Raw genomic sequence first — 24,827 nt, 5'->3', positions numbered from 1 at the left:
CCCCGGAACCATCGCCCGACACCCCAGTGTCCGAGGTCGCCTGACGACCCTCGATCCACAGGATTTGACTATTTCTCCGCGCGCCGCCGCGCTGCTACAAGCGGGACACCGGGTCTGCGTCCGCTGCGGTGACAGCGAAGACGGCGCCGTTGTGGCCACCGCTGTGGCCGCCGCCACCGGCCGGCACGTCGAGTTCGTCGACACCGCACCGGCAGCGGAGCGGCCGGTGGCCGAGACCGAACTCCTGGCGCGGCTCGGCCATGTGCTGGCGGTCGGCGCCGGCAGCCACCCCGCGACCGCGCTGCGGCTCGCGGACGCGGGCGCCGCCGTCTCCCCCGGCTGGCAGACCGTCGACGTAGCACCCATCGACAACGACGGTGTGCACCGCGCGTGGCGACGCGTACTCGGGCACTGCGGGCTGGACACGTCGGCGGCCGGCGAACTCGCGGCCCGTATGCGCCTGCCCGAAGCCACCATCGATTCCCTTCACCACAGCGCCCGCGCAGCGGCCGAGGTGGCCGGGCGACACGTCACCATCGCCGACCTGCACAACGCCGTACGGGCACACCCGCAACACCGCATCGAAGGGCTGGCACGCCTCCTGCCGCCGTCGGTACGGCTGCGCGATCTCGTGTTCACCGACGAGACCCGGACCGGCCTGCACGACATCCTGGCGCACGCCCGGCACAGCGCTGCCGTCACCAGCGCGTGGCCCGGCGGAGCCGTCCGCGGCCGCGCGGTCATCGGCCTGTTCCACGGGCCGTCCGGCACCGGGAAGACGGCCGCCGCCGAAGCCCTCGCCGCTGAACTCGATCGCGACCTGTGGATCGTCGACCTGGCTCGCGTGGTCAGCAAATGGCTCGGCGAGACCTCCCACAACATCGACCGGTTGCTCACCGAATCGGCGCGCGGTGGCGCCGTCCTGCTGTTCGACGAAGCCGAAGGGGTGTTCGGCCGCCGCGGTGAGATCACCGACGCCCGCGACCGCTACGCCAACCTCGAAATCGATCACCTCCTGCAGCGCGTCGAACTCCACGACGGCCTGGTGCTGCTCGCGACGAACCGACCCGCCGCGCTCGACGACGGATTTCAGCGCCGTATCCGCGTCTCCGTGCGCTTCGACCTACCCGACGTCCAGGCCCGCCTGGAGATCTGGAAGACGTTGTTGCCCGCGCCGACCTGTGCCGACGACGTCGACCTGAGCGCCGTCGCCGACGCCGAACTGTCCGGAGCCTGCATCCGCGCCGCCGCACTCGCAGCCCTGGTCTTCGCGGCCGACGACGCGACGCCCGTCACCAATGCGCATCTCCTGCACGCCATCCGACACGAGATGGCCAAGAACGGCCGCACCTGGAGGCAACGATGACCCATCTGGACCGCCTCGACGTCTCCGTGGACAGCACGCCCGATCCCGGGTTGCTCCGGCCCACGATGGAAGCCGCCCTGTCCGGCCGCGCGCTGCCGCACGGTCCTGAGGCGACCATCGCGTCCAGCGTCGCCGCCGCGGTGCGCGCCGCGACCAGAGCGGAGTCCCGCCCGTGATGCGGGGCATGCTCATCTCGTTCTCCGACCCTGACATCGGGCTGGTGCCCACCTTCGTGCCGTTCCAATACAACCCGGCAGAGGTGACGCGCGTGCTCACCGTAAGTGGCGGTGCTCAGGGCGGGCCGGCGCTGCGAGTCGCCCAGGCGCCGGTCGAGAAATACACCATGAAGATCGAACTCGACGGTATCGACGCGGTGGACAAGCCGATCACAGGGGCGATGGGACTACAGCCCCTGCTGGCGACGCTGGAAGCGATGATGGAGCCGGCCGGGGCCGCCGGCGTCCTCGGTGCGCTGGTCGGCGCGGTCAGCGGCGCGGTGAGCTCGCTGACCGGAGGAGGCGCGTCCGCGGCACCGATCCCGGCGCCGTCGCTACCGCTGGTGGTGCTCGCCTGGAGCCCGGCCCGCATCGTGCCGGTGCGCATCGACAGCTTCAGCGCACACGAAACGGGCTTCAACTCACTGCTGTTGCCGGTGCAGGCCAACGTGGACCTCAGTCTGACCGTGCTGCGCCCCGCCGATCTGCCGAGCGACGTCAAGATGGCCAACTTCCTGGCCAACGCCTATCAAGCCGCACGCAGCGCCCTGGCCATCGCCGGCGTTGCCCAAGGCGTGGAGCTGATGCTGTGACCACCTCGCGCTACGCCGGCCAGGCGACCATCTCCGCACCCCAGGACGACGGCAGCACCCGTGCGCTCGGAGTTCCGCGGATCGCGCCCGCCCTGCCCGAAGCCCTGCGCTACACCGCACGCGCCGGCGACCGGCTGGACCTGCTGGCCGCAACCGTCCTGGGCGACAGCACCGGCTGGTGGCGCATCGCCGACACCAACCCCTGGCAGGACGCGCTCACCGACACCGAACCCGGCACGTCGATCGGCATGCCCAATGGCTGACACCAGCGTGAGCGTCACCGTCAACGGAGCGCCCATTCCCGACGCCGACCTGGCCCGGGTGCTATCGGTCGACGTGTCCGAAGCCATCGGCAGCCAAACCCAAGTGACCATCGTGGTCAGTGCCCTGGCCGACAGCACCAGCCATTGGACCAGCCCCCTCGACTCCCTGGTGGCACCGTTCGCCCCGTTCCAGATTTCGCTGAGCCGTGGCCCTGACTCGCTGGTCGTGCCCGCCCGTGCCACCACCGCCTCGTGGAACCTCTCCGCGGGCGGCTCCTCCACCCTGACCATCGCCGGCCTGGATTCCAGTGCCGACCTGGACCGAGAAGACCACGACCACGACTGGGGCGGAGTCAGTGACGCCGACATCGCCCGCACCCTGCTCGGCCCCGTCGCGACCCCACAGGTCGGCACCACCCCCGCACCCGACGGCACCGACCGATTCACGCCACACCAGCGTGGGACCGATTGGTCCTACCTCAAGGCACTGGCCGCCCGGAACGACTTCGATGTCTACCTCGAACAGCGCGACGGTCAACTCGTCGGCGTCTTCGACCACATCGATCCGCTGGCGACGCCGGCCACCACTCTCAACCTCGGTTACGGCGAACACGGCGGCACCGCCAACGTGTCGGTACAACTCGTCGCCGGGCAGAAGGTCAAATTCACCCACGGCGTCGACGGCTCGGGCAGCCAGCAGATCGCCGACAACGACGGCACCGGCAACGCGATGGGCACCCAATCGCTGGGCGGGGCGGTGACGGTGCTGCGCGACCCGGCCGATCTGGCGGGCACCCAACCGCCCGACGTTGCCGCGCGCGTCCTGGCCGAGCACAGCGCGTTCGCCGCGTCCCTGTCGGTGTCCCTGTCGACGCCCAACATGCCGCTGGTGCGGGCTCGGCGCACCGTGCAGGTTCGGGGTCTCGGTGACCTCGTGTCGGGTCCGTGGCTGGTCAAGTCCGTGCGCCACACCGTCACACCCGGCGGGCACACCCAAAACGTGTCGCTGACGCGCAACGCGCTCGGCGACCCGACGGCGTCAACTGGCGGCGGCCTGGGTGCTGCCCTGTCCGCGGCGGTGTCATTGTGATCGCCTCGGCCGGGAAGACGGTTCGACATGAGTGACCGCTATCTCGGGAAGTTCGCCGGGGTCGTCCTGGACAACGACGACCCCGCGGGAATCGGCCGCCTCAATGTCCAGGTGCCCGATGTGCTTTCGGGCTCCACCGGCTGGTGCTTGCCCGCGCTGCCGTACGCCGGGGACGGTGTCGGCCTGGCGATGGTGCCGCCGGTCGGGGCCCCGGTATGGGTCGAATGGCCGGCCGGGGACCTGGGAAAGCCTCCCGTGTGGTCCGGTGCGTACTGGACCAACGGCAACGGCGTCGCGGGCGCGGGCCCGGGCACCATCGTGCTCGTCACGCCTGGTGGCCACCGGGTCGAAGTGTCCGACGACAGCACCTCGATCACCCTGTCCGCGTCCGGCGGAGCCAGTCTGACGCTCGACGACAACGGCATCACCCTCGACAACGGGCAGGGTGCCACCCTGACGCTGCAGGGCAGCATCATCAGCCTCAACGGCGAATCCTTCAAGGTGACACAGTGACGCGCCCGGGAGCCCGCCGATGAGCGCGCCGCTGCTGACCACCAACGCGACCATCACCTGCCCGCACGGCGGACAGGGCACCATCGTGCCCTCACAGATCGCCGTCACCGCCGGCGCCGAGGTGTGCACCGAAGCCGACACAGTGCTCATCACCGGCTGCCCCTTCACGGTCGGTTCCAACCCCAGTCCCTGTCTCTCGGTGAGCTGGAGCAGCACCTCGACCGCATGCACCGCCGGCGGCGCCGCCGTACTCACCACCGCCAGCGTCGGCATGTGCATGAACGGAGCCAATGCCCCGCAGGGGCCCGTCGTCCTCGCGCCCGCCCAGACCGCAGCGACAGGAACATGATGATCACGCGCGCGCCGTGGCGCATCGTCGGACGCCGGCTGGTCCCGGCCGACTATCTGCAGCACCTGGACGACCTCGTCCGCGCCGTCGTGCTGACCGGCCCGAACGAGCGTCTGCATCACCCCGGCTTCGGCGCGGGCCTGGGCGCCTCGGCCCTGTTCGAACCACTGTCGCTGAGCCTCGAACCCACCGTCATCGCCCGCGTTCGCGGCAGTCTGATGGACGCTCTCGGCGACCGCATCCAGGTCCAGGACGTACAGGTCGACATCAATGACAGCACCCTGGCCGCACACATCACCTACCGGCCGCTGCCCGCCGGTGAACCGCGGACGGTGACCGCCGAACTCCCCAAGGTCGGGCCATGACGACGCCCGCCCCCGACCAGTACACACTGCCCCAGCAGCCCACTGCCACGGCAGTGGAACGCCCCAAGGAACTGTTCGACAGCGTCGACAACGTCGTCGGGCTGCGCGCCGGTACCGCGCGGCTCACCGCCGCCGGCCGGGTGATCGACGTGTGGCTCTACGGTGACCCGCCGGCCGCGTTGATCGACCCGGCCCTGTGGTCGTTGCGCCCGGCGCCGGGAGCACCTCGACCCGGCATCACCGCGGTCGCGACGGTTCCCGCGACGACCGATGCCGACGGCACCCCGATCCCGGCGCACCTGACCCTGTCGCTCGACACCGTGCGGCCCGGGCGCGGGGTGTACCAGCTGCGATTGGACCCCGCGGCAACCACAGCGCTCGGCGTGCCGGTCGACCCGCTGCGCGTGTACCTGCCCCTGGGTCTGCGCCCCGAATGCGGTGACCGCGGTGACTGCACCGAGGTACCGCCGCCACCGGCCAGAAACATCGCTCCCGATTACGACACCCTGGCTCGCGACTACCCCGCGTTGCGCGCGATGCTGATGGAACGCCTGACATTCGAAGATCCCACGGCCGATACCTCGGTGGCCGACTTCACGGTGACCCTCGTCGAGCTGTTTGCGCACCTCGGGGACCTCTTGCACTACCGGCTGGACCGTGTCGCCACCGAGATGTGGCTGGCTACGGCGCGCCGGCGCGCCAACGTGACGCGCCTGGCCCGCACTGTCGATTACCCGGTGTACCCGGCGATCAGCGCTGCCACCACGGTCCAGGTGGTCGTTGCCGACTCGGCCGGCAGCGATCCGCACGTCGACGTGCTCGCCGGCGACGTGGCCACCGACGCCGCAGCCGACGAGCCGGTCACCGCGGCAGCGACGTGCTTCACGCTGGAAACCCCGGCCAGGGTCTACCACAGCCACGCCGAGGTCGCGCTGTACGACTGGGCCGAAGACGACGCCGTGCTCTCCGCAGGCGCGACCAGCGCGGTACTTGTCCGGCCGGCGCAGTCCGCCGGCATACCGCTCGCCGACTGGCTGCCGGCCGGCGCGCTGCTCGGCTTCGAGGTCGTCGCCATCGACAACCTCCAAGCGCAGCGCGACTGGGCCCGCGCTGCCACGCCGACAGCAGCGCCGCAGTGGCCACGCCCGCCGCTGGCCAGCCGGCCCGCACAGGTCGTGCGCGTCACGTCGGCCGTCGCGTTCACCGATCCCCTGCGGCCGGCACTGCCGCTGGTGCGCGTCTTCTGGGACGGCGCCGAGGCGCTGCGCACGGCGGTGCCGGCCAGCGTCGAGATGCGCGGCGGCATGCGGGTCGGAGTCGCGCGACTCGGCCTCTTCAGCGCTCACCACGGTCTGCCGGTCGACGGCCCGGCCACGCTGGTGCCGGTCGACCGCCTCACCGGCCGGATCGCCGACCCGGCGACCGAGCAGGTCAGCGACTACCTCATGGTCAGCGCCGGGCCCGAAGCCTCGCCCGGGCTGTCCCACAGACCGGGGGGCCGGCCGTGGCTGCTCGAGGTCAGCGTGACGCTGCCCAACAAGATGACGGTGCCGGCCACCCGGGTGACCAGCCTGCTGCGTGCCCCCGCGGGAGGATTCTCGGTCGTCGTCGACGCGGACGACGAGCTGCCCGCCCGGCTCCGCTTCCGCACCGGCGCACTCGGGCTGACCCCGCCTTCGGGCAGCGTGGTGACAGCCCGCTACCAGGTCGGCGCGGGTCCGGCCGGCAATGCCGCTGCCAACGCCACCCATCGGCTGATCCGCAGCACCACCCCGGTCGGCGCACCGTGCGTCTGGCTCGACGTCGAAGACTCCACCACTGCCGTCGTGACGGCCCGCAACATCACCCCCGGCCGCGGTGGAGTCGCGGCGACGTCGCTGGACGACGTCCGCCGCGATGCCCCGCAGGCGTACGCGGTGGTCCCCCGCCGCGCTGTGCTGGTCAGCGACCTGCCCACATTCGCCATCGAGATACCCGGCATCGAACGAGCCACCGCCACCCGGTCGTGGTCAGGCTCCTGGCCGGTCGGCTCCGTCGCGTACGAGTCCCACGAAACCGATCTCGGTGATACCGCCGACCCGGTGGCGGCCGCCGCACTGGCATCGACCGTGCAGTCGACTCTCGACGGTGTGCGGATGTGTGGAACGGAAGTCATCACCACACCCGCTACCCCGGTCGGCATCCTGATCGCGTTGACGGTCTGCCTCTATCCCGGCAGCGACCCCGACTCCGCGCGGGCCGCGATCCTCGCCAGCCTCCGCCCCGGAACTCCCTCGGCCCCAGGACTTTTCGCTCCCGGAGCGCACTTGATGGGCGCCAGCGTGTACCTGTCGACCGTCACTGCCACCGTCGCCGCCCTGCCCCAGGTCGACGCCGTATCGGTGAACGAGGCGCGGCGCCTGACCGACCCATCTGGGACGGTCAGCACCGTGCTGGTGATGAGCCGCACCGAGGTGGCCGTCTGCGACGACGACATGAATCGCCCCGACCGAGGCCGCATCGTGCTGAGCATCGAGGGAGGCCGCTGACATGACCATGCCCACCCCGGAGTCCGTGGTCACCCCCGAACTGCTGCCCACCCCGCCCGATCCGCTGCCCGGCTTGTCCCGGCTGCGCCGCCGCCTCGGCGACCGGCTGGCGTTGCGCGACGACCTGCTGGCCCGACTGGCCGATATGCCGGACCCGAGCCGCCCTGCGGGCACGTTCGGCGACATTCTCGACGTCGCCGGCGACCGTACCCTGCTGCAGGTCGCCGGCCTGTGGGCCCGGGTCGCGGACTCGGTGTGCGCGTACGCCGAAATGACCGCAGGCGAGGCGTATCTGGGGACCGCCCAGGACTGGACGGACCTTCGCCGCGTCGTCGAACTGGTCGGCTACCGACCAGGCCAGCGCACAGCCGCCCACGGCTGGATCCGCACCGAGACGGCGCCGGGCGCCGCCCCACTGATGCCGGCCGGTACCCCGGTGCAGGCGCCGGGCACGTCGACGCACGCCGCGCAGATGTACGAGGTCGCCGCCGATACGCAGCTGCGCGCCGAATGGGCGCAACTGACCATCACCGGCGTGCCGGTACCCAGCGCCCCAGCGGGAAAGCAACTGCGGTTCCTCGCCGATCCCGGCTTCATCGCGTCCGACCGGGTGGTGTTCGTCAGCGAAGGCGGCGCGCCGGTGTTCCCCACTATTTGGGATCTGTGGCTGGCGTGGTGGCTGATGCTGAACGGCAGCAGCTATGTCGGGCTCACCGGCCAGGCCGTCCGCGGTCTGGCGCGGGTGACCAAACGTGCCGACGACCTCGGCGCGGTGCTGCTCACCTTCGACCGGCGCCTGGACAAGCTGCTGCCCCTGACCAGCGGGATCAGCTACGCCGCCTACCGCGTGCGCACTGAGCTGCGGCTGCCCACCCGGCTCGACAAGATCAGCTACGTCGACAGCTCCGGCGCCCCCAAGACCGCCGACGCGCCCTATCCCAGCGGCGAACCCACCGCGCCCTACAACCAGAACTGGATATTCGTCGACGACGCCCGCGAGGCCAGCGTCGGGCAGTACATCCTGCTGTACGCCGGCTCGTCGGGCCAGTGCCACGTCACGACCATCAAATCCATCACCGCCACCGACTGGCATGTCGCGCCCGGCACCATCCGGAGGGTCGCCAAGATCGAACTCGCCGATCCGCTGCCGAATGCCCTCGTCAAGTCCGGGCTTTCGGTGCTACTGACCGATTCCCGCCAGGTCGCCCAACACTACGAGCTGCCGCCGCTCGCAGGTACGACGTCCACCGCACGAATTCACCCGCGCCTGGATCAGTTGCCGGCACGGCTGGCGATCCAAACCACCGCCGCCGACGGAAGTACCGGCTGGGAACTGTCGGGATGCACGGCCAGCGCGTCCGACACTCCGTCAGACCCCGGTGGCCAGCTGATCAGCCTCGCCAACGCCCGCCACGGCAAAGCTGACCGCGGTAAGGGCAGTGGTCGGGCCACCGGCAACCTCGCTCCCATCCAGCACGGTGCCACCCACACGAGCCAGCTGACGCCGGTGGGCGCCACCGCGGTGATCAGCGGTCCGGTCACCGGCGACGTGAGCATCGACGGCACGGTGACCGACAGCCTGGTCGTCAGCGTCTCCGGTGAGCGCTTCGACGAGGTGCCGAGTTTGTATCGTCGCGGCCCGGGCGAGCCCGTCTACACCACCCGCCTGGCGGCCGACGGTCGGCTCGCGGTCACATTCGGCGACGGCGTCAACGGCGCTCTGCCCCGCGGGACCATCACCGCCCGCTGGCGAGTCGGCGGCGGGTTGTCGGGTGAACTCGACGGCACCGACATCACGACGCTGTCCACCAGCATCAATGGCGTGCGCAAGATCGCCGGCGTCGGGCCGACCAGCGGCGCCGCCGACCAGGAGGATCCGTTGCGGATGCGCCGGGCCGCCGCCGCGCGTATCCGTGCTCTGGACCGAGTTGTCGCGCTGCAGGATCTGGCCGATCTGTCGCTCACTGTCCCCGGCACCAGCCACAGCACCGCCTGGCGTGGCGCAGGCCCACCCGGCTGCCCATGCGGGCGTTCCGGCCTCCACGTCGCCGTGCTCCGCAGCGCCGCCACCGGCGTCCGGGCCCCGGTTCCCGCTGAGCTGCACTCGCTGAGCAGCTACCTCGACGCACGCCGCGACACGCGAGTTCCGCTGTGCGTCTGCGCGGCCCGTCCCAGTCCGATCACCGTGACCGCCAGCGTCGCCGTCGACCCCCGAAGGGACCCGGCCGCGGTCTGCGCCGCGGTCGGCGCGGCACTGCTCGACCCGGTCGGGCCACTGGCCCCGATGCCGCGCGACCTTGCCGTCCCGCTTGACGGCAGCGACGTCATCGAGGTGGCACAGCCCGTCACCGGCGTCATCGGCATCGCCGCACTGGAAATGACCGGCAGCGCCACCGCGGCAAGCTCGGGCGACCTGTCGCTGGGACGCCTGCCGGCCTTGCCCTACGAATTGCTGTACGTGGCCACCGCGCAACTCTCGGGGAGCTCGGCGTGACCGCCGGCGGCGGTGTGCCGTCCCGCCGCTTCCTGGCCATGCTGCCGCCGGCGCTGCTGGAATCACCGGACGGCGATCAACCTCCTGTGTCGCTGGCCTTGCTGGCAGCTCTCGAAGAGCAGTGGCTCGAGCTGGCCGCGGACGTCGATCGCGTCCTCGATGACACGTTCCCCGACAGCGCCGCCGACTGGGCACTGCCGTACCTCGGCCAGTTGCTCGGTCTGCCGCCCGACGCGGGGCGCACCGAGATCGGCTCGGCAACGGCGCTGCGGCGCCGCCGCGGGACGCCCGGCGCGCTGGAGGACTTCGCCGAGGTGGTGACCGGCTGGCCGACCCGGGTGACCGAAGGCTGGCAAACCACGTTGTGGTGCCAGCAGCTCAGCCACCCGGTGCGGCACACCGCGTCGATTTCGCTGCGCGCCGGCGAACACCTCCTGGTCGGCAGCGAGCTCGATCAGGCACGGCGCAGCGTCACCCCGGGCGGCTCCTTCCATCCGGCCGCCGCGACGGCAACGGTGTTCCCGTGGCAGGTCAGGCGATACGACGGTGTTCAGGTGTGTCCGTTGTCGGCACCGCGACGGTTCGCCCTGCACCCCCTCGGCATCCCCGCGCCGCTCTACTTGCGGCCCCAGCCACTGCTGATCGCCAGTGACGCCGAGGACGAGAACCCACCCGGTATGCCTCCCACGGCACGGCCTCCGCGCGCACCCGGCGAGCTGCCGCTGCGCGCGACGTGGCGCCTGATCGCAGCGTTGGGCCCCGACGCCATCACCTACGGCGCGGTATGGCGCCTAGCCGCGAACCACCCGTTGGCCGCGAACACGCCGGACGATCCACCGCTGCTGACCCTTACCGTCGACGGAACCCCACTGCCCTGGTCTTCGATCGGGCTGACCGGCCTACCCGACGCGGGAGCACCCACACCCGACCCGATGCAGGTGCTGGTCGACCCGGCGCGCGGCACCCTGTCGGTGGGATCCGGGTTGACCGGCACCATCCGAGCGACGTTCTACCGACCGCTCCCCGGCTCGATCGGCGCACTGGCGAGCACTGCCGAACCCGACGAGGGCGCCGGTACCGTCATCGTCGTCGACCCGAGCGGGACGCCGGCTGCGGGCGGTGAGGTCGTCGTGCCCGATCTGACCGCGGCCATGACCGCCGCGCTGGCGCTGCCCCAGCCCGTCGCGCGCCCGCCCGACGCGGCTGAGGCGCCGGATGTGGAAATCCGATTGGCGACCAACGACCGCATTGTCTCGCCCGGGATGGTCACCGGAAGCCCAGCAGCCACCCGCTGGCGCATCGTGGCTCCGGCCGGCCTCACGCCGGTGATCGTCGGCGACCTCGGATTCGGCCTTGACGGCGCGCAGATCGAGCTCGCCGGGTGCTACCTCGAGGGCAATCTGAACGTCGACGCCAACCTCGCCGGGCTCACGCTGACGTCGGTGACCATGAATGTCGCGGCGCGGCGCGTGCTGTCCGTCAGCCCCGACGCGTGGACCGTGCGGCTGCACGCCGGCCGGTCCCACCTCGGCGCCATCCGCGCGGACCTGTCCGCCTTCCCCATCAACCTCACCGACTGCACCATCGACGGGGCGGGTGTTCCGCTCTCGCCCTGCGGCACACCGGGCGCAGGTCCGGCCCCCACGCCGGCACTGGCCGCCGCGAACCGGTTCCCACCGCAGCTGCGGACCCGTGGCTGTACTTTCGCCGGTGTCGTCGCCGTCGACGTGATCGATGCCACCGACTGTCTGTTCATCGACGGCCTGCGGGCCGTCGTGACGGCAGCAGGTTGCCTGCGCTACTGCCACCTCGGCCCTCACGACCAGCCTCAGGCTCACCCCACCGCCCATCAATGCCTGGCGGGACCGCTGCCTCCGCTGGGGTCGTTCGGTGCCGAAGCGGCCGGATATCTCGCGCCGCTGGTGACCTCGCCGTCTCGACACCGGGCCGATCCGGTGTTCCTCGGCGCCAGCGACGGCGGAGAGATCGGCGCGTATCACCATGCCCGGCGTGGGCCGCTGGCCCTGCGGCTGGCACAGCGCCTGCCCGAGATGACTGTTCTGACGGTGCATCCACACCTGACCATCGCGTCCCCGGAGGAATAACGTGAGCGGCGACTACACCTCGGTGCCCCTGCGTCCCAACGGACCACAGTGGCTTGCGACGAAAATGCAGCAGGGCCGGGTACTCCTGGACGGCGACTGGAATCTCAACATCGACGCCGCCGAACGGGAACGCGCCGACCTGGCCGCCGCCGTCATCGGTGAAGCCGGTGTCGCCGAGGGCAGCACCGCCTTCGAGATCACATTCGACGCGGGCGGCGGCCTGCAGATCGGCACCGGGTCGATGTGGATCGGCGGGCTGCGCGCCGTGAACCCGGCACCCATCGCCTACACCGCGCAGGAAGCGATCCCCGCCCTGCCTCAAGCCGGCGTCGCGGCGGTGTATCTGGATGCCGTCGTGCAGGAACTGCAGCCTGCCGAGGATCCGGGCGAACTCGTCGACCCGGCGATGGACGGGGTCGACACGACGACGCGCACCAGGGTCGCGTGGCGGGTGCGCGTCACACCCTCACCCGCGTCCACGTGTGCCGGCGCAACAGCGGTGCTCCCGGCGGCGCTCAGCACCGGCCGCCTCGATGTCGTGCGCACCGCGCCCGCAGTGCCGGCCGATCCGTGTGCACCGCCCGACGATCCGCGCGGCAAATTGCCCGACGGTCTGTTGCGCGTCGAAGTGCTCGACTCGGGCTCAGAGTCCACGGCGCGCTTCGCATGGTCCTACGAGAACGGTTCGGCCGCCGTCTCTGCCGTTGTCGCGGGCACAACGGCGACGCTGATGCCGTCGCCGTCGATCACCTTTGTGCCCAATGATCTGGTCGAGGTCAGCACGCTGGTCAGGCGTCTGGACCGCAAAGACAACGGGCCGCTGTTCACCGCCGTCGCGGTCAACCCGGGCACCGCAGGGGACGTGGTGACGCTGTCGGCCCCCACCACTGTCGTCGGCGCCCCCTCGGGGTTGTGCCTGCGCAGGTGGGACGGCCAGGTTGTCGGCGCAGCCGGCCAGGTATCGGCCACATGGCACGGTGGCGACGTGGGCGTCGCGTTCACCGCCCGGCGGGGCCAGTATCTGGCCGGCGACTGGTGGGCGGCGCGGATCCGGGGCAGCGCTGCTGACGCAGTGGAAACGCTGACTGACGCGGCGCCCGATGGCACCGTGCACCACATCACGCCACTGGCGGTCGTCGATCTGTCGACCAAAACGGTGATCTCCGACTGCCGGCCGACCTTCAACCCGCTCACCGTCACCCAGGCGTGCACCTGCACGGTGACCGCCTTTCCTGGCGACGACCTGCAAGCCGCTGCCGACACGCTGCCCGATGACGGCGGTGAATTGTGCCTGGCCGCCGGCCGCTACGTGCTGGACGAGCCGGTGACCATCAGCGACAAACATCGCATCGTGGTGACGGGCGTCGGCCCTGCCACCGTTATCTCCATCCGCGGACACGAATCGGTGCTCCAGTTCATGGACTGCACGGACGTCACCGTCGAGCGCATCCGCGCCGAGGCCGGCACCGGCGCCAATACCGCCGGGCGGATCGGCGGGCCGCGATTATTCGGCACGTTGGCCTTCCTCGGGTGCACCGATGTCACCGTGCGCGACTGCGAACTGGTCTGTCCGGACAACGTGCGTCGGACCCAGTCCGCGATCTATACCGCCCCTTCGGACAAGCGGGACAATCGCCGGAACCATTTCACCGACAACCGACTGCATGTGGGCGACCAGCAGATCGGCATTCTCGTCGTCTCCAGCGACGAGACCACCGTCGACGGCAATGAGCTTCGGATCGCGCCCGCCCCCGACCGCCGCACCGACGTACTGCTCCCGCTGTTGGCCCGCGAACTCGGCCGGTACATCAGCGCGAAGGTCCAAATGCCGGCCGCGGAAGCCGAGCGGCCGCCCGCGGCCGCGGGTCCCGCGGGTGCCGACGTCCGAGCCGCTCGGATCGTTCGGCTGCCCAACGGAGCGAGCTTCTCGATGTCCGGCCCGCCGCAGCTCCATCACATCGCCGAGCAGTTCAGTACCCTGATCGGCGCGAAAGCCCTGAACAGGCTCACCCCGAGTCAGGGCCTGAACAAATTCGTCCGCCGGGCGATCCAGGCTCCCGACTCGTTGGCACTGTCGGTGGCCAACAGCCGGTTCTTCGCCGGCATCTCCCGACAGTCTCGGGCCATGGCCCAGGGCATCGTCGTGGCGGGTGCCACCGCTGACCTGGTGCGCGTCCATGACAATCTGGTCGCAGGCGCGATCGAGGGCATCCACATCGGACTCGGCTCCGCCGACGGCGGCACCATCAACGCCGGTGAGGTGACCATCAGCCGCAATGTCGTCCGATGCGTCATTCCGTTCTACTGGAACCGGTCCCGGCACGCGATCTACGTCGGCAGCGTCAACCGGCTCACCCTCCACGACAACAGCGCGTCACTGGTGCGGATCGGTGGCAGCACCGACGTCGCGCAGTTCGCCGCCACCCCGGTCGACGCGGTACGCATCTTCGGCCAGGTCGGTCCGTGGCTCAGTGTGCGGGGGCTCAGTCTCACCGGTGGCTTTCGCTGCGGTGTCCGGGTCACCGAGACGGGAGCCTCGACCGGCGGGACGCGGCTGCGCTACGTCAGTGACGTCCTCAATTCCGGTGGGATCGGACCGGCACTGCAGCCGTACCCTTTCCCGTACCAGCATGAGCGGTGCGTGCCCTAGTCACCGTCGACGTTGTAGTCCTCCTGGTAGTTCTCGACCACGAGGCGCAGCTCTTCGCCGGTGCGCCGTTGCAGGCACGCCAACACCATGAGCAACGGGCATTCCTGTTCGCCGCCGCGGAAGACGATGATGGGCAGCCGGTAATAGACGTTGTCGGGATGGTCGAGATCGATGTCCCAGACCGCGTCGTCGACGTTAAGCAACAGCACCAGGCCGACGTGACGGGCCGCCGCGTCGGCGACAGGGCGCTGATCGAGCGTCATGATCGCGTCGGCTGACGGATAGCGCTGCAGCAGGAAGGCTTCCAGCCGGTCCAGCGACGGGACGTCCACGTCGAGTTCTTCGCCCACCATCGCGTAGAGCTCGTCGCGCACCTCCAGATCCATGGCCAGCCAGGTCTGGAATTCATCACGCGAATGCATGCGGAACGGCGCCAGGTTCACACCAACGATTGTCGCACCGCCCTGTCGGTCAGCGGGTGACCGGCGGCGGGATGCGATTCAGCAGTTTCGCCCCCGAAGAGTGCGGGCCGCGCAGTTCGATCGTGATCCCGGCGTCGCCGAGCATCTTCTTCAGCGGACCGCTCGGCTCGCAATCGATGAAAATCCACGTCATCGACCACCGCCGGCGTTTGACCAGGTGCCGGTCCGCGGCGACTTCGGCGATGATGTCCTCACTCGCGTAGACGGTTCCGCCTTCGTAGGCCTTGACCTCGGCGCCCTCCTTTGGCGGGTTGAACAGATCAACCCGCCGGGTACCCAGGTCATCCGGTAGGTCGTTGATCGTTTTCTCGCTTTCGGCCCACTTCCCCCGAACCCGCTCGGCTTCCACGATCTTGTTGGCTTTATTGGCCTTGTCGACGTTGCTGTAGTAGATGGCCTCCCACACTGCAAGTGGCTTGGTTCCGCCGGTGAGCTCGTACATCTCCCGACGGATTCGCTTGTGTTCGTCGCTGCCCGCCTCGTGTTTGCGCAGTTCCGTCAGCAGCTCGTTGTACTTCTTGCGGTTGCGCGGGGCCACATCGCGCTGCGCCACGCCGCTGCTTGGCGTCAGGTCGCCGATGTCCAGCGCGCCCTGGTGCTCGGCCAGCTGTTGCTCCAGGCTGTCGAGTTTGGCCTCCGCGTCGGTGCGCGCGTGGGGCTCCATCGCCTTCATCGCGTTCATGTGGTCGGCGATCAGCTTGTTCAGCTTCTGCACTTCCAGCTGGGCGTCGAACAGCGGCTTGTTGGTCGGGTCCAACGTCTTCTTACCGATCAGATCGGCAATCCACTTGAGCGCCAACCGAACCCGTCCGGAGAACCCCTGGTACTTCTGCATCGTGCGCAGGGTGTCGGCGTGCATCCGCACCGTCGACGGCAACGCATCCGGGCTCACCCGCAGCCGGATGTTGGTGACCAGCCCCGTGTCCGGATCGGGATCCCAGTCGGCCTGCACGAAATCGCCCTCGAGGGTCGGGTCGATGACCATCAGGTCGCGTAGGTCGTGCGGCAGCGCCTCCCGCAGCTCCTGGGTGGTAGCTCGCCGCTCGCCGATCGGCTTGGTGGTGGCGGCCGGGTCGGTGGGTTTGGTGTCGGATTTGTCCTTCTCGTCGGGACCGGCCCGCTTCTCGGGCTCCGACGGTTTGGGCGCTTCGTGGCCGGCGTTCGGGTCGGATTCCGGCACCGGCGGTTTGATGTCGAGGACGCCCGCGCCGCGGTCGGGGGTGCCGGTGGACCGGCTCTCGCCCGGCTTCGGGGCGCCACCCGATTCGGTTTCGGAGTGTGCGGGTGCGGGCGTGCCGCTTTTGGCCGCCGCCGCGTCGTTGGCCTTGGCTTTGGCCCGGGCCCCGATCGCCTCGCCGGCAATGAACATGCCGTTGTTCTGTACCGCCGACGAGATCGCGGACGCGCGCTGCCGCCGCGCTTCGGCGTGCGTCATCGCGCCGGATTCCTCCTGCGCGCTGATGGTCATCATCTGGTCGATGAAGGTCACGTCGCCCCAGATGACGCCCGCGCCGCCGATGACCTTGTTGGCCAACTCGGCGCCCTTGACCAGCGACTCGGCGCCCTCGACCGCCTTGGCAGCTTCTGCCAGCTTTGACTCGGTCGCGCCGGCTTCCTCCAAGATGGTGAAGGCACGACCGAACTTGGCCACCCGGAATCCAGCCACCAGCTGCCCCGCAGCACCCATACCGCCCAGCAGCCCGAGGACGTCGCTGACGGTCGAGGCGTCCAAATACAGCTTGCCGGCTTCCCATTTCTGAATGAGCCGTGCTGCCGCGGCGGCCGCGCCGATCAACGCTGCCGCGGTGCCGGCCGAAGCCACGACGAGCCCGATCGCGGCCAGCACTGTCACCAGGTCGTCGATGCGCTTCTCTGCCACCGCCCAGTCCACCGGTGCGCTCTCGGCGTTCATCGTGGGCGGCGCGTCAGCTTCCAAGCCGAGGCCGGCAGTGCGAACCGCGATGCTGCCGCGTCCGTAGGACGCCTTCCCCCCGAATTTGTCCAGCGCGGCCTGGAAGGCCTTGCTGGGGGTGGCGCCGCGACCTTCGTACGCGCCCGCGCCGTCGATGTTGGTCACGTCGTTGATCAGCCAGCGGTAGTCGTCGCCGTCCTTGGGCATCGGTCCGGCGGCCAGCAGGAGTGGGTACTGCTGGCCGCTGACCTCGGAGATCAGTGCGGCGTTGACCCGGACCGACGGCGGCAGGGCGGTGCTGGCCCCGGCGGTGCGCTTGTCCTCGTAGCGGTTGTACAAGCTGATCAGCCGGTCGAGCGTCTCGACGTCGTGGCTCAACGTGTAATCCGACAGCGAGGGGTAGTCGTGACGGAACTTCTCCAGTTCGTCGTTCTTGGCCTTGCGCCGAGCGGTCAGCACGTCCAGCGGCGAACCGGTCAGGTTCATCTTCGCCTTCTGCATGAGGCTTTCGAGGTATTCGAGCTTCGACTGGTTGCCCTCTTTCCGGGCGATGTCGATCTGGGCCTGCAGTTCGGCAAGTTGCGCCGCGGGTTCGTCCAGCGCCTCGTTGAGCGCGGTGGTCATGTCGGTGACCTCGACGACGTGCCCGGCGACGGCCGGCGGCCTGATGACTTCCTTGCCCTCGCTGTCCTCGCGGATCGCCGGCGTCGCGATGGTTCTGATGAGGAAGATGCCTTTTTCCTTCAGCGGCACCTCTTGTTGTTCGGTGGGTTGACCGAACAATTCGGCCAGCCATTTCAGCGATGCGCCCAGCGCCGTGACCAGCAGGGACACCGGAGCCAATGAGATGGTGGTCAGGTTGGCGACGTCGCTGTTGAGCCGCTCAGCGACCGTCGAGCCGCCGGAAGCGCCCAGTCGCTTGTTGGCCCGCTTGGTGTCCTTCCACCAGTCCTCGAACTCGCGGCTGAATTCCCGGTTGGCACCGCCCATCCCGGTGACGTCGGTGCCGGCGCCGGCCTTGGCATGGGTGAATTCATCGATGCGCTCGTTGAGGGTCTTCTCCGGCGCGGCATTGGCGTCGGCGGCGGCGTGCGACGGATCTTTCTTGATTTGCGCCTTGGCGTACTCGGTGATGTCGAACTTCTCCCACCGGTACCGAATATCGTTGCCGACCTGTGTGATGACCTGGGAGGCGAAGCTGTAATTGCCGTTGGCGGACCACTGCACCTTGGCAGTGAAGGTCGGGTCCGAGTCGACGGTCACCAACTTCGGTCCTTCGACGGTGACCGGCCACGGCGGCGCGTTCGGCGCCTTGCCGTCGCCGCGACCTTCGATCGGGCTGCGGTACACCGACGGCACCGTACCGGTGCCCTTGCCGCTACCACCCGTGACCAGATACTTCGGCACGAAATAGATCACGCGCGCCCCGGGCACCTTCGCGATCATGTCGCGCACCTGGTCCGGCGCAGACAGCATCCCCAACAGGTCGACGTTCTCCACTTTGGCGGGGGGTGCGGGCGCGGCGGGGGCGCTCTTCGGATCGGTCTGGTCGGCGGCCTTCTGCCGTTCCTCGAGCGCCTTCTTCTGTTCCTCCGCAGTCAGCTGCCGCTGCCCGATGACGCTTCGGACCTCATGGCCCTCTGCATCCATCTCATGCCGAATATGGTCGTAGTCGTCGCCGCGAACCTGCAGCGCCGTCAGCGAACCGTCAGCCGCGAGCTCGTACACGCCCGGGTAGAAGGTGACCTTGACGTCAGGCTTCACCGGCACCTTCGGCCCCAAAGACGAGCCGTTGGTCCCGTAGACCTTCACGAACTTCGGATGCAGACCGACGTAGACCCACGGAGTCTTGGTCCCGGCAAACGCCGCCAACGCCTTCGCGGCGTCGTCCATCCCGGTCGCGATCACCTGGAGCCGCTCCCACGGCAGGTCCTCCGGTTTCGTGGCGGCATTGGGGTCGGGTTGACCGACGATCGTCGGCTCGCCGATATCGACGATGACGTCACGGAACACCCGGGCCGGTCCTGGCATGGCGTCCGCGACGTGTGCCAGCTCGTGATTGAGCAACCGCGCGCCGGACACGGTGTCGGGCCGGTACTCGCCGCTGCCGAAAAAGATGTGACTGCCGATGGTGAACGCGTGTGCCCGCACCGACGATGCCAACTCCGCGGCGTGGTCGTCGGTGTGGATACGGACATGGCGAAAGTCGGCATCGAGGACCTGACCAAGGTGGGTCGCCTGTTCCGCCGCCAGCGGCCGGCCGTAACCCGCGCGAGCAGCGATCGCGGTCGGGGTGCCCGCCGGTAGGTACGGATGCAACCGGGGCCGCGGAACGCCCGAACCAGGCGCGCCGGCACGATCAGACGCACATCCCTGTGCATCGGCTGCCCGCGCTGTGGCGCGGCGTTCGGCGGGGTCACCTGGTTCGGACAGCAGCCGCCGCGGGATCGCTGGCGCCTTTGATTGATGCTGGTGCGCCGGCGCCGGCGCGGCCATCGTCAGCTCACCCATACGGGCCCCCAGCTCTGGTCCGTCCCAGACGGTACCTCGGGAAAATTATCCCCGAATTCGCTGCTCTACGAGCCGATATCGGGCCAATTGTTCGCCGCGGACGCACATCGTCGGCACCCAGACGCCGAAACGGCATTCCTGCAGGGCAATTTCGAGAACCCCATTGCTCGAATGCCGTTTAGGCGGTGGCTCAGACGGACTTCGTGACGCCGTAGTAGGCGACGATGTCGTCGGTGTCCGAGGTGGAGCTGGTCAGCACCGCGTACGACCGCAGGAACGACTGACCGACGCAACCGTCGACCTTGACGTGGGTGTCCTTGAGCGTGATGCGCACCGGCGCCGACTTGAAGGACTTCTTGTCGACCGGCACCTGGGTCACGGTGCCCGGCTTCGGGTGGATCTCCACGGTGCCCGACATCGGGACGCTCACGCCGGTGGGCAGCAGGCCGGCCAGCGTCGACCCGGAGGTGGCGATACCGATCGACCCGACCAGACGCACCTGGCCCAGCTCGATACCGCAACCGATCTGGTAGCCGGCCTCCAGCGTGCCACCGTTGAGGGTGGTCTTGCCCTTGCCGGTCACGGTCCCGGTGAATGTGCCGCCCACCAGGTATTCACGCGAGCTGACCGCGGTGGTGAGCGGTGCGACGGGCAGTTCGGTCTCGTTCTTGGCAACGACGGTGAGCACCCAGCCGTCGGGCGTCGTGACCGTCGCCGGTTCTTCCGACGCCACCACACCGGTGTCCGGCGGCGGGCCCTCGTCACCGACAGGCGCAGGGTCGGCGTACGCAGCGGTCGCTGCCCCGAACGGGAGCACCATGCCCACAGCAGCAACCACAGCAAAACGCTTCAACATGAACTCCGTACGCCTCTCAACCTGCATAGCCAAAGGAATCACACAGTTGTTTCGCAGATACAGCCGTGGGTAAAGGTTTTGACTCACGTGAGTCGAAACACAAGCCATAGGCTGAGGCGGTGTCCGATCTCGTACTGACGCAGGTCATCGACCGCGTCGCGCTCATCACGGTCAACGATCCCGACCGCCGCAATGCGGTGACCGCGGAGATGTCCGCCGGCCTGCGGGCCGCGATCAACGCCGCTGAGGCCGACCATGGCGTGCACGCCGTGGTCGTGACCGGCGCCGGGAAGGCGTTCTGCGCCGGCGCCGACCTGACCGCGCTCGGCGCCGCGACGGTCAACGGCCTGCGGGTCATCTACGACGGCTTCCTCGCGGTGGCCGACTGCACGCTGCCGACCATCGCCGCGGTGAACGGCCCGGCCGTCGGTGCCGGGCTCAACCTCGCGCTCGCCGCCGATGTCCGGATCGCCGGGCCCGGGGCGGTCTTCGACCCACGGTTCCAGAAGCTCGGGATTCACCCGGGCGGCGGCGCGACCTGGATGCTGCAGCGGGCCATCGGTCCGCAGGCGGCGCGGGCGGCGCTGTTGTTCGGCATGAAGTTCGACGCCGACGCCGCATTGCGGCACGGCCTGGCGCTCGAGGTCGCCGACGATCCCGTCGCCGCGGCGTTGGCGTTGGCCGCCGGTCCGGCGGCGGCGCCGCGTGAGGTGGTGCTGGCGACCAAGGCCTCGATGCGCGCGACGGACCATCCCGGCGTCCTGGACCACGAGCAGCACGCGAAGGCGGTCGACATCGAGATCGTCCCGCAGGCGGCGTCGATCGAGTCACCGGAATTCGCCGCCCGCCTGGCTGCCGCCAAGCAGCGCTGATCAGCTCTAGGCGTCGAGGAGCGCGAGTTCGGGCGCCTCGATGAGCGCCCGCAATTCGCCGAGCAAGGCGGCCGCCCCGGCGCCGTCGGCGATCCGATGGTCGAAGGCGCACGTGAGCGTCATGGTCGGTCGCGCCACCACCTCGCCGTCGCGCACGACGGCCCGCGGTTTGAGTGTCCCCATGCCGAGGATCGCCGCCTCCGGATAGTTGATGACGGGGACGCCTTCGTCCAGACCCAGCGCGCCGAAGTTCGACACGGTGAACGTCGAGCCATGCAGTTCAACGGGTTTCAGCGTGCCGTCGCGAGCGGAACGGATCAGTCCGTCCACCGCCCAGGCCAGGTCGCGGGTGGAGAGTCGCTCGGCGTCCCGGACCACCGGCACCAGCAGCCCACGCGATGTCGCAACACCGATGCCGAGGTGCACCGACTCGTGAAGGTGCACGCTCGCGCCGTGTTCGGCCGGCACCCAGGTGGCGTTGAACTCGCGGTGGTGCCGCAGCGCGATGGTCAGCAGCCGCAGCGTCAGCACGAACGGTGTGACGGTGGCATCGGCACCGGCCAGGGTGTCGCGAACCCGCAGCAACTCGGTGCAGTCGACCTGAACCGATGCGTGCGCGTCCGGTATCTCCTTGCGTGACATCGCCATCCGGCGCGCCATCTCGGCCTGCACGCCGCTGACGGGAACGAAGTCGGTGTCGCCGGTCTGGTGCGCCGAGGCCAGCACGTCCTGGCGCGTGACGATGCCGTTCGGGCCCGACGGCGCCACCCCGGTCAGGTCGACGTTCAGGTCGGCCGCCAGCTTGCGCACCCGCGGCTTGGCCCGGGGCCGGCGGCGGGTGGTATCGAGATCGGCGTCCGCGCCGTAGCCCACGAGCACGGGTTTGCGTTGTGGCGAAGTAGCTTTCGGCTCCTCGGCCTTCGGCACTTCGGTTTTCGGCTGCTCGGCTTTCGGCTCGGCGGGCTCTGCGGCCGCCGGCGCGTCGGTGGCGATGCGGACCAGCACGGCGCCCACCGCGAGCGTCTGCCCTTCGGCCCCACCGAGTTCGGTCACCACGCCGGCGTACGGGCTGGGGATCTCCACCGCCGCCTTGTTGGTCTCGACGGTGCACAACACCTGATTGAGTTCGACGGTGTCCCCCACCGCCACGGCCCACGACGTGATGGTGGCGTCTTCCAATCCCTCACCCAGGTCGGGGACCAGGAAGTCGTGTGTCGCGGTCATGGCTGGCTCATCGCCTTGTGCACGCAGTCCAGCAGCCGGTCGACACCGGGCAGCCACAGTTTCTCCAGCCGGGCCGGCGGATACGGCGTGTCGAATCCGGTGGCGCGCAACACGGGTGCCTCCAGGTCATAGAAGAGTTCTTCGGAGATCCGGGCAGCCAGTTCGGCGCCGAACCCCAGGGTGCGCGGCCCCTCGTGCATGATCACCGCGCGTCCGGTCTTGCGGATCGATGCCGCGATGGTGTCGAAGTCGAGCGGGTTCAGCGACCGCAGGTCGATGACCTCCAGGTCATGGCCGTCGGCGAGATCCGCTGCGGCCAATGCGGTGTCGACGAGCGAACCGTAGGTGATGACGGTGACGTCGCGCCCGGTGCGCCGCACCGCGGCCTGCCCGATGGGTGGCGCCGGCCGACTGGTGTCCAGCTCACCCTTGGTCCAGTACCGGCGTTTGGGCTCCAGGAAGATCACCGGGTCGCGGGACGAGATGGCCTCGCGCAGCAGCCAGTAGGCGTCCGACGGCGTCGACGGGATGACGACCTTCAGCCCGGCGGTGTGCAGCCAGTACGACTCGGTCGACTCCGAATGGTGTTCCACCGCACCGATACCGCCGAACGACGGGATGCGGATGGTCACCGGCATGTCGACATCGCCATGGGTACGCATCCGGTACTTCGCAAGGTGGCTGACGATCTGGTCGAACGCCGGGGCCGCGAACCCGTCGAACTGGATCTCCGGTACCGGCACCAGGCCCCGGATCGCCATGCCGATCGCGATGCCGACGATGGCGGACTCCGCCAGCGGCGTGTCGAAACACCTTGTTTCGCCGAAGGTTTCGTGCAGCCCGTCGGTGACGCGGAACACCCCACCCAACTGTGCAACGTCCTCACCGAACACCAGCACGCGATCGTCAGCGGCCATGGCGTCACGGAGCGCGCGGTTGATGGCCTGCACCATCGACAATGTGGTGATCGTGGCGATTTCCCCCGCCGGCCGCCCCGGCTCGTCGGGCTCGGCGTCACCGGACCACGACGGCCGCTCGATGAGCTGCGTCATGTCAACCCTCCCAATCCAATTCGGCCAGCAACGCGTCGCGCTGCCGGGCCAGCTCGGGTGTGATGTCGGCGTAGACGTTGTCGAACAGGTCCGCGACGTCGAAGTCCGGTGCCGTCAGCACCGCCTCGCGCAGTTCGGCGCGCAGCCGCCGGGAGCGGTTCTCGACGTGCTGGTGCAGCCGGGGCGTCCACACCCCGACCCGCTCCAGGTACGTCCGGTAGCGCGTGATGGGATCGCGTGCCTCCCAGTGCTTCAGCTCGTCGGGGTCGCGGTAGCGGGTCGGATCATCGGAGGTGGTGTGCGGCCCCATCCGGTACGTGACGGCCTCGATCAGCGTCGGCCCGTCGCCCGCGCGGGCACGCTGCGCCGCCTCGGACATCACCGCGTAGCAGGCCAGCACGTCGTTGCCGTCGACCCGGATGCCGGGCATGCCGTAGCCGATGGCGCGGTGCGCGATCGACGGTCCCGCCTGCTGCCGGTGCACCGGCACCGAGATGGCCCACTGGTTGTTCTGCACGAAGAACACGCAGGGCGCCGACGTGACGGCCGCGAAGTTGAGTGCTTCGTGCATGTCGCCTTCGGAGGTGCCGCCGTCGCCGATGAACGCCACCGTCACCGAGTCCTCACCGAGCCGCTGCGCCGCCATCGCCGCGCCGACCGCGTGCAGACCGTGCGAGCCGATGTCGATCGACAGTGGCGCGCAGTGTTTTTCGGTGAAGCCCAGGCCGCCGTGCCAGCGGCCCCGCCACACCGCGCTGATCTGGGCCGGGGTGATGCCGCGGACCAGCAGGGCTCCGAGTTCCCGGTACTGCGGGAACAGCCAGTCGGTCTTGCGCAGACACGCCGCCGCACCCACCTGCGCGGCTTCCTGACCGCGGCACGAGGCGAACAGCGCCAGTTCGCCCTGGCGCTGCAAGTTGACGAATTCGACGTCGAGGTCGCGGGTGACGACCATCTCTTCGTACAGCCAGCCCAGCGTCTCGGGCGGCAGGTCGCGGCGATATCGCGCGTCGGAGGTGGGCGCGCCGTCGGGCGCGACGAGTTGCACGGGCTCGAGGTCCACTCGGTTGTCCAGGCCAGGGACCGTCACGTCAGCCATACCGCCTCCTTTCGGTGACGGCATGTTCGGCCGTCAGTCCGCGAGAAGCTCAGCGCGGTGGCGACCAGGGCAACCCCTCAGGTGGTGAGGGTCGCCGGCCGATGCCGGGGTGTGGCACCAGTCGGATGATCCGCTCTGCTCGCCGCAGTGCTGGGGCATCACCGCCATTATGCGCCCGAAGGCCATCCGGCCGCGGTTATCGCAGGTAACAGACTGAAGACGTGTCGCAGTGGCCGGTCGGGCCGGTGCGGGCCGGCGGCAATACGGCCAACTTGTAGCCCGAACGTA

General features: G+C 69.5%; 19 protein-coding genes. 13 read left to right on the top strand and 6 right to left on the bottom strand.

The annotated features are described in order from the left end of the window. From ACJH6I_RS25365 to ACJH6I_RS25310, 12 genes are all read left to right on the top strand, one after another. Positions 1-1,366 (top strand): ATP-binding protein (locus ACJH6I_RS25365; RefSeq protein WP_406784733.1); only part of this gene is annotated, 1,366 nt, incomplete at its 5' end. Next, on the top strand, positions 1,363-1,542 hold the full coding sequence (locus tag ACJH6I_RS25360) for a hypothetical protein (protein WP_346414325.1): 180 nt from the start codon (positions 1,363-1,365) through the stop codon (positions 1,540-1,542). The genes ACJH6I_RS25365 and ACJH6I_RS25360, both read left to right, overlap by 4 nt. A gap of 8 nt (positions 1,543-1,550) precedes the next feature. Further along, a complete protein-coding gene (locus ACJH6I_RS25355; protein WP_406784732.1) occupies positions 1,551-2,174 on the top strand; it encodes a hypothetical protein in 624 nt (207 codons plus the stop codon). After that, positions 2,171-2,437, top strand: coding sequence for a hypothetical protein (locus ACJH6I_RS25350; protein WP_346414323.1), 267 nt, complete (start codon positions 2,171-2,173; stop codon positions 2,435-2,437). The genes ACJH6I_RS25355 and ACJH6I_RS25350 overlap by 4 nt, the downstream gene beginning before the upstream one ends. Then, on the top strand, positions 2,430-3,527 hold the full coding sequence (locus ACJH6I_RS25345; RefSeq protein ID WP_346414322.1) for a hypothetical protein: 1,098 nt from the start codon (positions 2,430-2,432) through the stop codon (positions 3,525-3,527). Before ACJH6I_RS25350 ends, ACJH6I_RS25345 begins: the two co-directional genes overlap by 8 nt. A gap of 27 nt (positions 3,528-3,554) precedes the next feature. Next, complete coding sequence (locus ACJH6I_RS25340; RefSeq protein ID WP_346414321.1) at positions 3,555-4,040, top strand: phage baseplate assembly protein V; 486 nt, start codon at positions 3,555-3,557, stop codon at positions 4,038-4,040. Positions 4,041-4,059: 19 nt separating this feature from the next. Next, positions 4,060-4,389, top strand: coding sequence for a hypothetical protein (locus ACJH6I_RS25335; RefSeq protein WP_346414320.1), 330 nt, complete (start codon positions 4,060-4,062; stop codon positions 4,387-4,389). Then, the gene (locus tag ACJH6I_RS25330; RefSeq protein WP_346414319.1) at positions 4,386-4,754 is read left to right on the top strand and encodes a hypothetical protein; all 369 of its coding nucleotides are present in this window, start codon (positions 4,386-4,388) and stop codon (positions 4,752-4,754) included. Before ACJH6I_RS25335 ends, ACJH6I_RS25330 begins: the two co-directional genes overlap by 4 nt. Continuing rightward, positions 4,751-7,282, top strand: a complete 2,532-nt coding sequence (locus ACJH6I_RS25325) for a hypothetical protein (protein ID WP_346414318.1) — start codon at positions 4,751-4,753, stop codon at positions 7,280-7,282. The genes ACJH6I_RS25330 and ACJH6I_RS25325 overlap by 4 nt, the downstream gene beginning before the upstream one ends. Before the next feature lies 1 nt (position 7,283). After that, positions 7,284-9,776, top strand: coding sequence for a hypothetical protein (locus ACJH6I_RS25320; protein ID WP_406775563.1), 2,493 nt, complete (start codon positions 7,284-7,286; stop codon positions 9,774-9,776). Beyond that, on the top strand, positions 9,773-11,881 hold the full coding sequence (locus tag ACJH6I_RS25315) for a hypothetical protein (protein WP_406775564.1): 2,109 nt from the start codon (positions 9,773-9,775) through the stop codon (positions 11,879-11,881). The genes ACJH6I_RS25320 and ACJH6I_RS25315 overlap by 4 nt, the downstream gene beginning before the upstream one ends. A gap of 1 nt (position 11,882) precedes the next feature. After that, positions 11,883-14,531 (top strand): hypothetical protein, encoded by a 2,649-nt coding sequence (locus ACJH6I_RS25310; protein ID WP_406775565.1) that lies wholly within the window; start codon positions 11,883-11,885, stop codon positions 14,529-14,531. Here ACJH6I_RS25310 and ACJH6I_RS25305 read toward each other — a convergent pair. From ACJH6I_RS25305 to ACJH6I_RS25295, 3 genes are all read right to left on the bottom strand, one after another. Further along, the gene (locus tag ACJH6I_RS25305; RefSeq protein ID WP_406775566.1) at positions 14,528-14,974 is read right to left on the bottom strand and encodes a hypothetical protein; all 447 of its coding nucleotides are present in this window, start codon (positions 14,972-14,974) and stop codon (positions 14,528-14,530) included. The two genes, ACJH6I_RS25310 and ACJH6I_RS25305, sit on opposite strands and share 4 nt — an antisense overlap. A 28-nt stretch (positions 14,975-15,002) precedes the next feature. Further along, on the bottom strand, positions 15,003-19,436 hold the full coding sequence (locus ACJH6I_RS25300; RefSeq protein ID WP_346414313.1) for a DUF4157 domain-containing protein: 4,434 nt from the start codon (positions 19,434-19,436) through the stop codon (positions 15,003-15,005). 190 nt (positions 19,437-19,626) lie between these two features. After that, a complete protein-coding gene (locus ACJH6I_RS25295) occupies positions 19,627-20,292 on the bottom strand; it encodes an MspA family porin (protein WP_212812362.1) in 666 nt (221 codons plus the stop codon). A gap of 119 nt (positions 20,293-20,411) precedes the next feature. Here ACJH6I_RS25295 and ACJH6I_RS25290 point away from each other — a divergent pair, with 119 nt between their 5' ends. Beyond that, positions 20,412-21,164 carry an enoyl-CoA hydratase gene (locus ACJH6I_RS25290; protein WP_212812363.1) on the top strand — a complete coding sequence of 251 codons (753 nt, stop codon included), beginning with the start codon at positions 20,412-20,414 and terminating at the stop codon, positions 21,162-21,164. Between the two features lie 6 nt (positions 21,165-21,170). On the opposite strand, the gene ACJH6I_RS25285 is transcribed toward ACJH6I_RS25290, so the two are convergent. The 3 genes from ACJH6I_RS25285 to pdhA are packed head-to-tail and all read right to left on the bottom strand — an operon-like array spanning position 21,171 to position 24,539. Beyond that, positions 21,171-22,388, bottom strand: coding sequence for a dihydrolipoamide acetyltransferase family protein (locus ACJH6I_RS25285; protein ID WP_406784731.1), 1,218 nt, complete (start codon positions 22,386-22,388; stop codon positions 21,171-21,173). Continuing rightward, positions 22,385-23,440, bottom strand: coding sequence for an alpha-ketoacid dehydrogenase subunit beta (locus ACJH6I_RS25280; RefSeq protein ID WP_406784730.1), 1,056 nt, complete (start codon positions 23,438-23,440; stop codon positions 22,385-22,387). The genes ACJH6I_RS25285 and ACJH6I_RS25280 overlap by 4 nt, the downstream gene beginning before the upstream one ends. 1 nt (position 23,441) lies before the next feature. Next, positions 23,442-24,539 (bottom strand): pyruvate dehydrogenase (acetyl-transferring) E1 component subunit alpha, encoded by a 1,098-nt coding sequence (gene pdhA / locus ACJH6I_RS25275; protein ID WP_406784729.1) that lies wholly within the window; start codon positions 24,537-24,539, stop codon positions 23,442-23,444. Positions 24,540-24,827 lie beyond the last annotated feature (288 nt).

This window comes from Mycobacterium sp. SMC-13, assembly GCF_045311035.1.
Classification (GTDB): Bacteria; Actinomycetota; Actinomycetes; order Mycobacteriales; family Mycobacteriaceae; genus Mycobacterium.
Note: the sequence above shows the minus strand (reverse complement) of the source record. Positions and strands in the feature narration are given on the sequence as shown.

Bases quoted from the DNA above. Each gene is read 5' to 3' on its own strand.
- ACJH6I_RS25360 (WP_346414325.1), top strand. From the start codon at position 1,363: ATGACCCATCTGGACCGCCTCGACGTCTCCGTGGACAGCACGCCCGAT.
- ACJH6I_RS25320 (WP_406775563.1), top strand. From the start codon at position 7,284: ATGACCATGCCCACCCCGGAGTCCGTGGTCACCCCCGAACTGCTGCCC.
- ACJH6I_RS25355 (WP_406784732.1), top strand. From the start codon at position 1,551: ATGCTCATCTCGTTCTCCGACCCTGACATCGGGCTGGTGCCCACCTTC.
- pdhA (WP_406784729.1), bottom strand. From the start codon at position 24,539: ATGGCTGACGTGACGGTCCCTGGCCTGGACAACCGAGTGGACCTCGAG.
- ACJH6I_RS25295 (WP_212812362.1), bottom strand. From the start codon at position 20,292: ATGTTGAAGCGTTTTGCTGTGGTTGCTGCTGTGGGCATGGTGCTCCCG.
- ACJH6I_RS25285 (WP_406784731.1), bottom strand. From the start codon at position 22,388: ATGACCGCGACACACGACTTCCTGGTCCCCGACCTGGGTGAGGGATTG.
- ACJH6I_RS25335 (WP_346414320.1), top strand. From the start codon at position 4,060: ATGAGCGCGCCGCTGCTGACCACCAACGCGACCATCACCTGCCCGCAC.
- ACJH6I_RS25345 (WP_346414322.1), top strand. From the start codon at position 2,430: ATGGCTGACACCAGCGTGAGCGTCACCGTCAACGGAGCGCCCATTCCC.
- ACJH6I_RS25340 (WP_346414321.1), top strand. From the start codon at position 3,555: ATGAGTGACCGCTATCTCGGGAAGTTCGCCGGGGTCGTCCTGGACAAC.
- ACJH6I_RS25280 (WP_406784730.1), bottom strand. From the start codon at position 23,440: ATGACGCAGCTCATCGAGCGGCCGTCGTGGTCCGGTGACGCCGAGCCC.
- ACJH6I_RS25330 (WP_346414319.1), top strand. From the start codon at position 4,386: ATGATGATCACGCGCGCGCCGTGGCGCATCGTCGGACGCCGGCTGGTC.
- ACJH6I_RS25325 (WP_346414318.1), top strand. From the start codon at position 4,751: ATGACGACGCCCGCCCCCGACCAGTACACACTGCCCCAGCAGCCCACT.
- ACJH6I_RS25300 (WP_346414313.1), bottom strand. From the start codon at position 19,436: ATGGGTGAGCTGACGATGGCCGCGCCGGCGCCGGCGCACCAGCATCAA.